This window comes from Clostridium sp. KNHs205, from assembly GCF_000702945.1.
In the GTDB taxonomy this organism is placed as follows: domain Bacteria; phylum Bacillota; class Clostridia; order Lachnospirales; family Lachnospiraceae; genus Anaerocolumna.
The window spans coordinates 2,632,595-2,647,308 of record NZ_JNLE01000003.1; the positions used below are offsets into that span (position 1 = coordinate 2,632,595).

12 protein-coding genes are annotated in these 14,714 nt (G+C 36.0%); 11 read left to right on the forward strand and 1 reads right to left on the reverse strand.

Annotation, left to right across the window (positions count from 1 at the left end):
• Positions 1-16 precede the first annotated feature (16 nt).
• The 11 genes from BR73_RS0111050 to BR73_RS0111100 all read left to right on the forward strand — a co-directional run bounded on the left by BR73_RS0111050 (position 17) and on the right by BR73_RS0111100 (position 12,879).
• Positions 17-706: a DUF6382 domain-containing protein gene (locus tag BR73_RS0111050; protein ID WP_033165571.1), complete on the forward strand. Its 690-nt coding sequence runs from the start codon at positions 17-19 to the stop codon at positions 704-706.
• 62 nt (positions 707-768) lie between these two features.
• The gene (locus BR73_RS0111055; protein WP_033165572.1) at positions 769-1,824 is read left to right on the forward strand and encodes an AAA family ATPase; all 1,056 of its coding nucleotides are present in this window, start codon (positions 769-771) and stop codon (positions 1,822-1,824) included.
• A gap of 20 nt (positions 1,825-1,844) precedes the next feature.
• On the forward strand, positions 1,845-2,099 hold the full coding sequence (locus BR73_RS0111060; protein ID WP_033165573.1) for an EsaB/YukD family protein: 255 nt from the start codon (positions 1,845-1,847) through the stop codon (positions 2,097-2,099).
• Between the two features lie 11 nt (positions 2,100-2,110).
• Positions 2,111-6,658 carry a type VII secretion protein EssC gene (gene essC, locus BR73_RS27375; RefSeq protein WP_051685137.1) on the forward strand — a complete coding sequence of 1,516 codons (4,548 nt, stop codon included), beginning with the start codon at positions 2,111-2,113 and terminating at the stop codon, positions 6,656-6,658.
• Positions 6,659-6,802: 144 nt separating this feature from the next.
• Positions 6,803-7,102, forward strand: a complete 300-nt coding sequence (locus BR73_RS0111070) for a WXG100 family type VII secretion target (protein WP_033165574.1) — start codon at positions 6,803-6,805, stop codon at positions 7,100-7,102.
• 58 nt (positions 7,103-7,160) lie between these two features.
• Complete coding sequence (locus BR73_RS0111075) at positions 7,161-7,685, forward strand: hypothetical protein (RefSeq protein ID WP_033165575.1); 525 nt, start codon at positions 7,161-7,163, stop codon at positions 7,683-7,685.
• 155 nt (positions 7,686-7,840) lie between these two features.
• Complete coding sequence (locus BR73_RS0111080) at positions 7,841-9,163, forward strand: tetratricopeptide repeat protein (RefSeq protein WP_033165576.1); 1,323 nt, start codon at positions 7,841-7,843, stop codon at positions 9,161-9,163.
• A 13-nt stretch (positions 9,164-9,176) separates the two neighbouring features.
• Positions 9,177-9,464: a WXG100 family type VII secretion target gene (locus BR73_RS0111085; RefSeq protein ID WP_033165577.1), complete on the forward strand. Its 288-nt coding sequence runs from the start codon at positions 9,177-9,179 to the stop codon at positions 9,462-9,464.
• A gap of 47 nt (positions 9,465-9,511) precedes the next feature.
• Positions 9,512-11,032, forward strand: a complete 1,521-nt coding sequence (locus BR73_RS27380; protein WP_051685138.1) for a hypothetical protein — start codon at positions 9,512-9,514, stop codon at positions 11,030-11,032.
• 11 nt (positions 11,033-11,043) lie between these two features.
• Positions 11,044-11,499, forward strand: coding sequence for a hypothetical protein (locus tag BR73_RS0111095; protein WP_033165578.1), 456 nt, complete (start codon positions 11,044-11,046; stop codon positions 11,497-11,499).
• 933 nt (positions 11,500-12,432) lie between these two features.
• Positions 12,433-12,879 (forward strand): hypothetical protein, encoded by a 447-nt coding sequence (locus BR73_RS0111100; protein ID WP_033165579.1) that lies wholly within the window; start codon positions 12,433-12,435, stop codon positions 12,877-12,879.
• A 170-nt stretch (positions 12,880-13,049) separates the two neighbouring features.
• On the opposite strand, the gene BR73_RS27385 is transcribed toward BR73_RS0111100, so the two are convergent.
• Complete coding sequence (locus BR73_RS27385; RefSeq protein ID WP_051685139.1) at positions 13,050-14,255, reverse strand: FKBP-type peptidyl-prolyl cis-trans isomerase; 1,206 nt, start codon at positions 14,253-14,255, stop codon at positions 13,050-13,052.
• Between the last annotated feature and the right edge of the window lie 459 nt (positions 14,256-14,714).

Here is a 14,714-nt window from a genome sequence, read left to right on the forward strand (position 1 = left end):
ATAGGGGGTAATAATCATGAGTGTCATGGATAGAGTAACTGAAATAAAGGACACACAGAACCATGCATATATTCTGGAATCACCGTCGTTGTTTTATTCTGTGGGATATAAAGTATTAATGGGACAGGAAAAAAACGGATTTATTAAATGCACCAAGGTTTCACACAACGGGAAGGATAAGCTGATATATGATACAGCAAGGTTTAAGACCTTGGAGACCCTTATGCCAGGTCTGAATTTTGTCGAAATGCTTCCGCTGCTGGTACAGCTTCTTGATGCAGTTATCATGGTTAAGAGCAACGGTTTTATGCAATGCGAGAATGTATTAATATCACCTGACCATATCTTTGTAGATTGTGATAATTATAATGTTAATCTGATCTACCTGCCGGTTAATCATGAATCAGACAGTATTAGTTACGGTATTTTTGAAGCAGAACTTAAAGCACATCTTTCAGTAATCCTGAATGCCTATAACAATCGAAATCCCTATATTACATCTCTCTGTGAGAATCTTGGCAATGTAGCTTTTAACACGGAAGAGATTCAGGAATACCTTAAGGATATGCAGGCAAACGGTTATACTGGACAGAAACACCGGATCGGGTTTAAGAGAAAAGATGGAATGAACTCAGGGACAGCAGACGGCAATGATATGCTTGCCGGTGTTAAAAAGCTTTTTACCTTTGGTAAAAAGAACAAATAGGACATACTCTGAGAGATACAGCATTGTTTATGAAAGAAACAGTTTTTGAAAGGAAGTCGTAAATGGCAAATATAAAAATAGTATTAGCAGATACAGATGATAAATATCTAATGCCTCTGGAACGTAAATTTATCGATGGACTGGAAGATAAAGCAGACCTTATCGTTATAACAGATCCTGGCTATCTGAAAGAATATTTTTCGGTACCACAGAGAGTGGATATATTGATAATAAATGAAGAACTATACGATGCTGAGCTGGAACGTCATAATATTGCCAGTGTATTCCTACTTACGGAACAGGAATTATTAAATAACAGTACCGGAGATGTGGATGCAAACCGGATATATAAGTATACAAGTGTCAAAGAGATATACGCTGAGATTATTGGTAAATCTTCCGCCAGATCGGAAACTTTAAACACAAAGGAAGAAACGAAAATACTTATGATGTATTCACCCATAGGAGGAATAGGAAAAACTACAGTGTCTGCCGCATTGTGTGAAGCCCTTGCTAAATATCAGAAAAAAGTATTGTTCATAGGAATTGACAGTCTGCAGACTATAGGAAGCGTTATACCTCAGCTGCCTTTTATGGAGAGCGGAACAGAAAAACTTATGATTGATAAGAGTGAATATGTCTATGAGGCTGTGAAAACAAGGATTATTAACCGAACCTTTGATATCTTACCTCCGTTTCACTTGTCACTTCCCTCATTGAACATAAAAGTGGAAGATTATGTTAATTTATTAAATAGTATCCGGGACTCCAAGGATTATGATTATATTATTGTGGATGGAGCGACTGGTTTTACAGAAGATCTATCCAGACTTATGGGGGTAGCAGACCATACGATTATCCTTGCCGGGCAGGACAAAAACGCAGTGTATAAATTAGAGTGTCTGTTACGAAATATAGACTGTTCAGATAATGACCGATTTGTTTTTGTATGTAACAAATACAGGAAGGATAGGGAAAATTTCCTGCTAAGTGGTTATATGGCGAATATCTGCAGGGTTAGTGAATACATAGAATGCTGGTCAGAGAACAACGATTCAGAAGAGAGAGTCCCGGCGAATAACCGGAGTATTCAAAAACTTGCGCTTATGTTCATCTAATGTGAAAGGAGGAGATTTTTATGAACAGTGATAGAATTACGGCAATTTTATACATACATAAAAAGAATATAAAGATTGATGTTGATTTACCGCTGGACATTACGGTGAATGAGCTGATCATAGGCTTAAATGAAGGATTTCAACTTGGGATTAACACTGGAGACCTATCGAAATGTTATCTTAAAACAGAAAATCCAATTGCTTTATTAAAGGGGAATAAATCAATAGCAGAGTATGGAATGAGAAACGGTACAACAATTAATATTACGGAATAGGGGATGTATCAGTGGATAAGCGATATAAAATTATTATATTCAGCAAGCGGATTTATAAAGAAGTCGAACTGCCGGTAGAAAGTAAAAAAATAACGCTGGGAACCTTTAAGCATAACGATATTCGTTTGGGTAAAGAGAAATTTTTTGAGGACTTTGAAATTAGATTCACTAATAACAATGGGGAGTGGATGATAAGATGTGATGAAAATATCTACATATCCTCGGATGGAGTCATGAAGCTGGTTAGCAGGGAATTATCCCATGGCGATGATTTTCTCCTAAAATATCAAAAATCCAATCAGGAAATTTTCAGAGTAAGCTTTGTAATGGATTTTGACTTTGAGAAAAGAGATTATGCAAAAGAAATAGATATCTCCTACAGCCACCAGGTAACAATAGGGGGAAATGAAAATTCCGATATTATTTTAAGAGATGAGCTGATAGGATCTGATTCTATTACACTTGTCAGGGAACAGGACAGGCTTTTAATTACAGATAATGGCACGAAATACGGATTATATGTAAATGGTTTAAAAGTAAGACAGAAATCAGAGATAAAGGATTATGATTTCTTCTCTATACTTGGTTTCAGTTTTTATTATAAGGAAGGAAAGCTGTATACCTCTTCCATGAGCAGCCTGGACATCCCATCATTGCTTTATGGCGTTAAAGGTGATGCCAAGAGTCATTTTGAGTATCCTAAATTTAACAGAAATACCAGAATTATTTCACTGATTCCGGATGAGAAGATATCAATACTGGACCCTCCCCAGCAGCCAAATAAACCCAAAAGAAATATTATTATGAAACTGGCACCAGCTTTTGCATCACTGGGATTGACGGTTGTCCTGCGTGGTGTTATGGGAGGTGGCGGTTCCTTTGTCCTGTTTAGCGTTTGCTCCATGGGGATAGGTATTATAACTTCCGTTTACGGTATGATCGATGAGGACAAGGAATATAGAAAATCTACAAAAGACAGAAAGAAAATGTACTCAGAATATATAGAAAAAAAACGTGGAGAAATTGAGGATAAGAGGAAAGAAGAGCTGCAAATCGTCAGCAGTACTTATTATTCTCTTGAAAATGAAGTGGGGTTGGTGGAGGATTTCTCCGGAGACCTCTTTAACAGAAGCTATGAGGATGAAGATTTTCTGGATGTCAGGCTGGGAATCGGTGAGTCCGAATCCATGCGACAGATAGAATATAAAAAACTTGAGAGATTTGAATCCGATGATTCCATGGCTGTGATTCCGGAGCAGATTACGGAGGAATATCGCCTGCTAAAGGATGCCCCGGTTATATTAAGGCTTACTGATTGTGGCGCAGTAGGAGTTGTTGGTGCTGAGATGTATATCAGGGAGCTGTGTAAGAATATCCTTTTAGATATTTGTATTAGACAGTATTACAGTGATGTGAAGGTATTCTTCGTTATTGAAGAAGAATATTCTAAGAATATAGAATGGATTCGTTTGCTGCCGCATCTGCAAAACGATGATCTGGGTATTCGAAATATTGTTTGCAATGAAGAAAGCAGGAATATTCTGTTTGAATATCTTTATAAAGAATTATCCAGAAGGGAAAATTCGGATACCGTCAATCCCAGGATTGTAGTATTTGTTTACAATGAAATTGGAATGAAACGTCATCCAATATCCCAGTATATAGAAAAAGCAAAAGATTTAGGTGTAACTTTTATCTTTTTCGAGGAATACAAAGAGCTGCTGCCATTAGGCTGCCAGAAAATCATTATATTAAACCGCAATGAATATCTGGGTAAGTTGATAGACAAGGCAGATTCAACGAAAGTCAATAACTTCAGATATGAATATATCAATGACAATATTGCAATGAATGCAGCTGTTAAGTTGTCACCTGTCTATTGTGAAGAGGTCAGTCTGGAAGGCTCCCTTACAAAAAATATTTCTCTGTATGAACTGCTGGGTATACTTAATGTTGATGATTTGGAGATTGATAGAAGATGGGATACCTCTGAAGTTTATAAATCCATGGCAGCGCCTTTGGGGGTTAACTCCAAAAAGGACGTTGTTTACCTGGATCTGAATGAAAAGCATCATGGACCCCATGGTCTGGTGGCCGGTACTACCGGTTCCGGTAAGAGTGAGATTTTACAGAGCTATATTTTATCCATGGCAACGCTGTTCCATCCCTATGAAGTAGGCTTTGTAATCATTGACTTTAAAGGTGGAGGTATGGTTAATCAGTTCAAGAATCTTCCCCACCTCATCGGAGCTATTACCAATATTGACGGAAGAGAGATTGATCGTTCGCTTCTTTCAATCAAAGCGGAACTCAGAAAGCGCCAGGAATTGTTTGCAGCTGCCAACGTTAATCACATAGACGCATATATTAAACTGTTTAAGAAAGGAGAAGTTCAGGTACCACTTCCCCATCTGATATTAATAGTGGATGAATTTGCCGAGCTTAAGATGGATCAGCCGGATTTTATGAAAGAGCTTATCAGTGCGGCAAGAATTGGACGAAGCCTTGGTGTTCATCTGATACTTGCTACCCAAAAACCCAGCGGTGTTGTTGATGCTCAGATCTGGTCCAATTCCAAATTTAAACTGTGTTTAAAGGTTCAGAATAAAGAGGACAGTAACGAAGTATTGAAAACACCTCTGGCGGCAGAAATCAAAGAGCCGGGACGAGCATATCTGCAGGTAGGCAATAATGAAATTTTTGAACTCTTCCAGTCCGCCTACAGCGGAGCTTCCACCAATATGGACGAGTCTGCCATGAAGAAAGAACATGTTATCTCCAGTATTTCCCTATCTGGAAAAAGGACGCCTGTTTATATCAGTAAAAAGGGAACTGCTACGAAAGAATCAGAGACGCAGTTAGAAGCTGTGGTGAATTATATACATAACTATTGTGAGAACAGACGTATAGAACAGCTCCCCGGAATATGCATGCCGCCTCTTGCAGATCTAATCGTTTATGAAGATACATTTGATAGGCAGCAGGCACTGCAGACTATTGTTAAGCTCGGTATCTATGATGATCCAAATAATCAGCAGCAGAAGGAAGTGTCCATAGATATTCAGAACGGAAATACTTTCATTCTTGGCTCTTCACAATATGGAAAGACCTGTCTGCTCCAGACAATAATACGAGGTATTGCAGATAAATACACACCTGATGAAGTATCCCTTTATATACTGGACTTCGGTTCTATGGCCTTAAGTGTTTTTGATGGACTGAATCATTTAGGAGGCATTGTATTGGCGGCCGATGATGAGAAGCTAAAGAATCTTATTAAAATGCTTAATACAGAAATAAAAGAGAGAAAAGAAAAGTTCTCGAAAATCGGTATTACCTCCTTCAGCTCTTATAAAGAGGCAGGGTATACGGATATGAACAATATCATAGTAATGGTGGATAACTTCCTGGCTTTGAAAGAGCTGTATCCGGATTATGAGGAATATATTATCAATATCTGCAGAGAAGGCAATTCCGTTGGTATAAGTATGGTTGTTACAGTAAAACAAACCAGCGGAATCAGCTATAAATACATGAGCAATTTTCCGAATCGCATCAGTCTTTACTGCAATACCGCAGATGAATATCGTGCAGTATTTGATAAGTGCCGAATTCAGCCTAAAAATGTTCCGGGCAGAGGACTTGTGGAAATCAATAAAAATATTTATGAATATCAGACTTACCTTGCATTCCAGGGTGAAAAGGAAATTGACAGAGTAGAAGGTATTAAGGAATATGTAAAGAAAATCAATGAAAGATTTGGTGATCAATATGCAAGACGTATTCCTGAAGTACCGCAGCTGTTAAATTACGAATATATCATGAAGCATCTTAAATACAACAAGCAGAATTCATACCGTGTTCCAGTGGGTATTGATTATGATTCTGTGGAATTGAATTATATTGATTTCATGAAAATGCAGCTAATAAGCATAACAGGCCGTGAAGGAAGCGGAAAAACAAACCTGGTAAAAGTTATTTTCCATTACCTCAGACAGGGAATGTTCGAATTCCCGGTAAAAGCCTATATCGTGGACGATTATCAGAAACGGCTGAGTTCCTTGAAAGCTTCCGGTATTGTTGAAAAGTATACCGTTGATTACAACGAGTTTGAACCAATACTTGAAGAAATTAACGCTGAACTGAAAGAAAGACTGGAGTTATTAATGGACAGCGGCATGGAAGCATTGCAAAATAAACCGCTGCTGTTTGCTGTGATTAAGAACAGTAATATATACAGTGCTAATGGTATCAGCAAAAATGCAATTGATATGTTAAAAGATATACTTAAAAACTACAGACAGCTTAAGGTATGCTTTTTATTTACAGATGTTGAGAACGCACCTGTTGCTTATGGTGCTTCTGAGCTTCTGAAGCTGCTGAAGGATAATAAAAATACCTTTGTGTTTGAAGACCTGTCGAATCTCAAGTTTACAGAAGTGGCAATTAATTACATTCGTCAGTACCGGAAAGAGATTGAACTTGGTGATTCTTATTTTATTACGGAAAAAGGTGTTCAAAAACAGAAAATCATATATGGAACAGATGAGGAAATTTAATAAAATATTAGCTTTAATTTAGTATGAAATGGGTACAGATAGTGCCCATTTCGGATTTTTCAACCTAAAAAGTTCGAGAAGATGTCTTCCTTGTCAGTAGCAGTATAAATAAAGTAAGAGACATACTTGAAATGGAGAATAATCATGAGTGAAAACATTATAAGGAAACTTGATACCAGTAAAATGGATGCGGCTATTCTTGCTTTTGGTGAGGGAATTAAGGAATACAACAATATAAGGTCAACCGTAAAGCAGGCAACTTCCGAATTACTTCTGCATTGGAGTGGAAAGGGAAGACAGGCTTTCGAGAAAGAATATGATGAAATCTTTTTGCAGCTTACAGATATCGAGGATATCTTAAATGAATTATATCATGCTCTGGTTGATGGTCTGAATGCATACAGAACAACTGATCAGGAGCTAAGTAAAAATCTTATAAACTAATTTTTTGCAGAGAAAGATTAATATGATGGATTCTTGAATTGGAGAGAGGAAGTTTGGCATGAGTTATTTAAGCAGCTTGGTAATTTCGTTGTCCAGCTATAATGAAAGCCTTAAAAAAGCAGAAGCAGAACTGAAAAAGCAGAAGATAAGTCTAAAGGATGTAAAAAAAATAATATCTGACTTAAGCAGCAATTTTGATTACTTTGCCGGTAGTATTACAAAAAGTACCGGATATATATCCTATGGGATCTTAGATGGAGTTAAGGGAAGCAGCAATATGACACAGCTTTCTGATGTAGTTGAAAAGGAACGGGAGCAAGATCCGGACTCAGATTCCAAGCTGTCTTCTGCAAAGTCCAGTCTGTTAAATGAAAAATCAGTTACCGAAAACAAGATTACAGAGCTGGAAGCACAAATTAACAGTTTAAAAAATCAGATAAGTACTACGGAAGCCGCAATAAGGGCTGAAGAAAGACGATTGGAAGAGGAAAGAAGAGAGGCAGAGCGCAGAGAAGAACAAAGAAGAGAAGCGGAAAGAACACGCGCTGCTGCTACCACTACAGGAAAGAAAACCGTAAATTAATACTATTTTTGCAGAGAGAAATAATAGAAGAAATTGAATTGTGTTTTTGTATTTTTCCAAGCAATATAAAACTCCATAAGATAAAGCTTTTTATTTGTAATAAGACCTTAAAATTCAACTGATATGTTTTTTTAGAAGGAAAGGGATGACAGGATATGAATGAGGTACTGGCTGTTGAATATATAAATCAGGGAAAAGTGCTGCTGGTAAGTGGAAAAAGTGAAAATTCACTGGAGTATTTCAAAAAAGCAGAGAATGAGGATCCGTTTAATCCCGAAATTTATATTGGTATGGGAATTGCGTATACCAATATGGAAGAATACGGAGAGGCTGAAGAGGCGTTTTTAAAAGCGATAAAGGTTAACAGCAAAGATGGAAAGGTTTATTTTCATCTGGGTAACATTAATTTACTGAAAGGTGAAAAGGTAAAAGGAATCCAGTATTATAACCAGGCAATTGCAAACGGATACGATGATTCACAGATATTTTATAATATGGGAATCCTGTATGAAGAAGAGGGGGATGCAATTTTAGCCCTCAGAAACTATACAAAAGCAATTAGCAAGGCACCGCTTAGAGGTGAAATACGGCTCAAAAAAGCAATGCTTTACATAAAACAGAAAAAATATTACGAAGCGGTTCAAACTCTGGATGATATGACAACGGAATGCCCTGATAATGCGGAGGGATATCATATGATAATCCGCCTGTACTCGGATATGAAAGAGTTTGATAAAGCGCATAAGGCAGTGAAGATAGCAATCGATAATTTCCCGGAGGATCCGGATTTTATTCTTGACCAGGCGAATCTTTATGCAAATCAAAACCGTTTCGAAGAAGCCTTGGAACTATTAAAGACCGAAGGAAACAGAACAGAGAGTAAAATAGACAAGCGCAGGAGTGCAATAGAGCATGCGCAGATTTATGCACTGCAGGGGAATATGCAGGGGACAATTGAAAGTTTAAAAAATGCAGTTGCAGCCTCCAATGCGAAGGTTCCGCCTGAAGCTGATCCTGAAGCGGAATACTTATTGATGAACTGTTATATCACCATGGGAGAATATGATCAGGCATTGTCCTGTGCCCGTTCACTTAAAGATATAAATACAATGGGGGATTATACCCTGCCGGCTTATTATTATGAACCTTACTGTTTGCGTATGCTAAACAGAGAAACAGAAGCAGATGAATTGTACAGGCTGGGGATTGAGAAATTACGCAAGTACTCATTACAAAATCCCAATAATCTGGATGCTTATGTATTCCGTATGCTATGCCTGAAGGACTTGAAAATGTATGAAAAGGCACTGGAGCTCTCGGATTATATTCTTAAAGTAAGAGAGGATTCAGGGGAATTGTATGCAATCCGTGGTGCGATTCTGTCCGAGATGGGTAGAGCAGAAGAGGCAGAGGAGGCGAAAGCAAAAATTCGCACCATGGAGGGTATGGCAGCATTATTAATTCAAAACAACCAGTAAGGGAAGTGAATAAATGCTAAAAATCAATGAAGAAATGCTAAATAGGACAAAGTTAACCTACCAGGAACAAGCACAGCGTATGATAGATCTGAAAGCAAAGCTGTCCGTTGCGGTGGAGGATATTAAAGATGGGTGGGATACCCAGGCAGGAGATGCATTCTTTGAAAAGTATGGGACAGAATGGGAGAAAAATATTTCTAAATATATTGAGGTAATTCAAATTATGTCAAGAAATATGCAGATAGCAGATAGTAAGTATCAGTCCGTTTATGAAACCGCTCAGAAAATAAGGTTGGAATAAAAATTTGAGCGTTTGTATAATCAATGATAAATGAAGGGAAGTGTTGCATGTCAGATTTTATATTGAATTATGAAGAGCTGGAAGCTATTGCACGTTATTCCAATGACTTGGGAAAAGAAGCATTGGAATATAGTGAAGACTTGGAAAAAACGATTGTTAATGATATAGATAATGTGACAGGAGACTCTTCCGGATATTTGCTTCAGGCAGCCGATTCTGTTAGAGATAAAATCAAAGCCTTAAGACAGAAATCCGAGACTTTTTACCATTTTTCAGAGGAGATTACAAATCTCCTTGTAATTGCAGAGAGGATGGATCAGGATGTGGCAGATGCCATTGCCGGACAAGGTGAGTATTCTCTGGAGCATCAGAAAGCTAGCAGACTTGAAGAGTGGTGGGTCAAGCTTCTAGATTTGTTAACGGATGCGAATAAAACAATATTGCTTCTATGTATTGCCTCGCTGGCAAAGCTAAAAATGAAGTTCGACTCCCTTAAAAATACAATTAAGGATTGGTATGAACGTGAATATATAAAAATGCTTGAAGTTGCAGATAAAATAAAAATGCTTAATGATTGTATCAAAATGGCACAAGGAGTAGGAATTTATTTATTAAATGTAACGGCAGCCAGATTGCTGGAATACATAGGGACGAATATTTCCGGCTTGAACAATGGTACGAAAGATGATAATGTTAATTTATTGGATATAATAAAAATCTTCTATAATCCTTTGATGGATATAAATGATTTTATGGTAGGTGCAGCAGTAGCAATAGATAATAATGCCTTTGGCGGATTATTACAGGCATTAGGTGGAGCCGCAGAACCATTTCAATTGGATAAAAAAGCATTTAACTTAGGAAAGACGGTAACAGACCTCGCCATAATGGTTGCCGGAACCGGTGCATTTATCTTTGGTGCGATGGGAGGAGCAGGAGGTGCCGCTTTGAGTTCCACCGGAGTAGGTGCTGTTGCTGGAGTACCATTAACAGCAGCAGGTGTTGCAACCATGAGCATTGGGGGAGGTATAGCTTTAAAAAGTGCTCAAAATCTGGTTAGTGATGGGCTGAATCTGATGTCTGGTGAAGGGCATGGTAGTAGTGAGGGGACGGGGAAGGTTACAAAGCCTAGTGGCTTACCTGATTCAAACGCCAAGCCAAAAGGAAATTATGCACCAAATGATACGCCTGGATATATTAGGCAAAATGAGTCAGCGGATTTACTTTCTCAAAATGGTTATAAAGTTGAAATGCTAGACGAAGTACCAGGTGGTAATGGTTATGGTGTTAAACAAACATCTAATCCAGATCTTCTTATCGAAAATAAAGTGTATGATTCTTATGCTCCAAAAGCCGAAACAAGTACGAAAACAATTGTCAGAGAATTGTCAGGTAAAACTAAAAATCAAACACCTAATATAGTACTGAACTTAGATGATTATGCTGGAAACTTTGATGAATTGATAACTGTGATTAAGCAAAAGGCAACTCCTAGTGGTGATCTAAAAAGATTAAAAGATTTAAAAATTATTAAAGATGGAAAAATTATTAATATTTTCACTGATTAAGGAGATATAATATGGAGTTTGAATTGTTGTTATTTAGTAAGAAAACTCAAAAAGATTATGCTTATTATTTAACGCATATTTTAGAAAAAAATTTAAATATTAACTTCAAATCTATTGAAGACCAAGATTCTATTAATTTATGTCTTGACTGTATGACTATATCGGTAGATTTAGAAGAAGAGGTCGGGCTAGAGGTTATTGAAGAAGATTTTAACTTTGTTGCAGATACAAGTGCACGAATTCAAGTGTTTAGTCAGTTTAGAGATCATGCTTTAGTGATACTTTTTAAGACTATAAATGAAATTGTTAAGAATACAGATTACAATTTACTCTTAATTGGAGATGGCTCAAACTTAATTTTGGAGAAAAAAAATAATAATTACTATACGTCATATCTTGATGATTACTACTATTTTAAAATTCCTTTCGAGTTACTTGGAGTTAAAATTGAAGAAATAAAAAAGTAAAAGCCATAATTAGTTTAGCGGCATAAGCCTCATAGCCAATTGACCAGCTAATGAACTGACCCCCAAAGTTTAATTTTAGTTCAAACTTTTGGGGTTAGTTTAATAATAAAGTGTGTTTTTGAGCTTGAAATACCAGGAGCCAATACCAGAGGAAAAAAGTCCATTAGTTATAATTTATGAATATTAATGGAGGTCGTTGTATGGAAGATGAATTAGAATATATCAAAAGATTAGAGACAAGTAAATATCAGATATAATATCAAAAACGGTAGATTGCAAATAATCATCGCCTTTATTATTTTCAAGAATATCTGTACCTAATTCAAGGGTTTTATTATTATCTAGATTATATAACTCAAGCAATGCTACACTAGTTTCCTCAAACCCAAAAATATCTTGTATTATTTCAATTAACTTACACAGAAAGCATTAAAATTTGATATTAATTCATCTTATGAAGTACGACCCCGGTAACGACCCCAATGCCATGAATACGACCCCGATGATCTCAACCCGTATTGCGGGCTGATGTAATTCGAACAGAGAGATTTTTGCCCCCCGGCTCTTTAACCTGCATCATTTTCGACCCCATGGTTCATCCCTGCTTTTGTAGTAAAATAGGGTGAGAATCTTATAGTTCAGGAAGTTATAAATGGTTGCGGTTGTGCGACTTGAGGAATATGAAAAAACTGGCCTATATGCGACATTTTTCTGAAAAAGCAACCGGAAGACGAACAGGAGACAATAGCAATCCAAACAGTTATCAGGGCAAAAGGAAAATCCTATGTTTTTCAAATTTTCCCAACGAGGTGTTTAAAATCAAAATTCTAATATAATACTAAATTTAGATGATTATGCTGGTGAAGTAGATGATTTAAAAATCATAAAAGATGTTAAAATTATAGATGTTTTTAATAACTGAGGTGATAAATTATGGACTGTGAATTATATATAAAAAGTAAAAATTCAAAAATGGAATATGCTATATTTCTGAAAAAGCTATTAGAACAAAAAATAGATATTACTTTAAAAGAAGATGAAGATAGTATTAGTTTATGTACATATTGCATGACTCTTATTATTGATCTTGATGAAAGGATAGGTTTGGATTTTGTAAAAGATGAATATAGTTTCAATGCAGATATATGTGTAGGAATTCAAATATTTAGAAATTATGTTTCAGAAGGAATTAGTATTGTATTTGAATTATTGAATGAAATAATTGATTCAACTTCTGATTATTTCTTGTTATTAGAGAGTAGTACTTATGTGATACTAAAAAGAGATGCACAAAGTTATTATTCTCATTTACCCAGTAATTATGAAATTAGACTCCCGTTTAATCTTTTAAATGTGGAGATTGAACATACAAATTTTTAGTATTATTTATCTAATATTTGGAATTTTAGAAAATAAGTCTTTGTGCTCATGATATTTTTAAAGTAAATTCAAAGGATAATTTGATAAAATAATAAGGCAGAACCAAGTAAAACTAAATAGGGTCTGCCTTATTTTTCATATCATTCTTAATTTTCAAGATACAGCTTAATTTACTTAACTGTCACCAAGTCTTTCACATAATCCAATACTTTTTTGTCAATTATCTGCTGCATTACATAACCAACACCTTGCTGTTCTACCTGTGCGTCATATCCGCCGGTGGAATCTTCATCAAAGTAAGCAGCATAATCATCTTTGGAAGCAGAAAGTCCTTCTTTTTCATAGATTGCCTGATACAGCAGGGTTTTCTTTGCACGGTCTTTAATAGCATCCTCTAACTTGGCATCGTATTTTGCTTCTGACATGCCAACATATTCTTCAAAGGTCGTAGTCTGGTTATAACCCATTGAGGAATATAGATTGTTCATGTAATCTACAGACATCTGATCTTCATATTTCTTGATAGATTTTAAGTGATTAAAATATTTTGCAGGATATGATTTAACAGTTGTATTCTCCAATAGATACTTTTCCAGCCAGGTATCTAAATTTTTATCATAATTTGTTTTCTTTAAATATTCTTTGTATTCAGCAGCAGTAGATGCATTTTCAGATAGATTTTCTTTTACAAATGCATCTGTAAATTCGGGTGTTACATAAATTCCATTGATTACTACTTCAAATACAGCATCTTTACCTGCAAGGTCAGCACTGGAATAATCAGCAGGGAAAGTAACATTAACGGTTACCTTATCACCTATTTTGTGGCCGATTAATTGAGTTTCAAAATCATCCACATAGCTGTTGGAACCGATTTCTAAATCAGCACCTTTTCCATCGGTATTGCCGCCGCTAAACTCTACACCATCAACAGAGCCAACATAGTCAATATTTACCTTGTCTCCATCTTTAATGGCAGCATCGGTTTCTTTTGATAACTCTTTGTGCTCCTCCAAAAGAGATTTGATATCTTTTTCAACGGATTCATCCGTATATTCTATTTCGCTTAAAGGAGCAGTTATGTTTTTATAATCAGTCAAATCTACAAGTTCATTTGCAGTCACGTCTTTTATAAGTCCATCGTCTGTTAAATATGTGCTATAATCACTGCTAGCTTTAATTTTTGTTACATTACGATAGATAGAATAGCCCAATGCACCAACAAGACCTGCGGAAATCAGTACAATTAATGAATACGAAATTACTTTACCTAAGAGTGCATTCCGTTTCACTCTCTCCACTTCTCTTTTTTTCTCCAGGCGCCTTTGCTGCCCCAAACTCATGGAAGAATTATCGATTTGCTTTTTACCCTTCATCTTAACCTCTCTTGTTATTAGTGTTTTATTATTGCAGCTGACAACTTGTCCAACTGTATATTAATACTATAAGTATAGTACATAGCCATGAAAACTGCAATTCTATTCTATACTAAAATTATGAATTATTTGTGTATTACCCTTAATATTTCAATCCTGACAAAATAGGTGTTAAGTCGCTTGCTGGGCCTGTTTTTTGAGGATGAGCGATAGGCTGCGGTATAATACTTGTCTCTTTTTTGCTCTTATTGTTGGCTGAAAGTCGTTGTTAATATATAGAAAAAGATGTAAGATTAATATGATGTAAATAAATGTTAAGTACCAATGAATTGATTATCGATTCTATTTTCTAATCAACAAATTAACATAGGATAAAACAGGTATAGAATTTACAAGATGTTTACTGTAGGGAAATGGTAGTATAAGAAATATTTGCTAACATAAGAATGTTGGCTATTT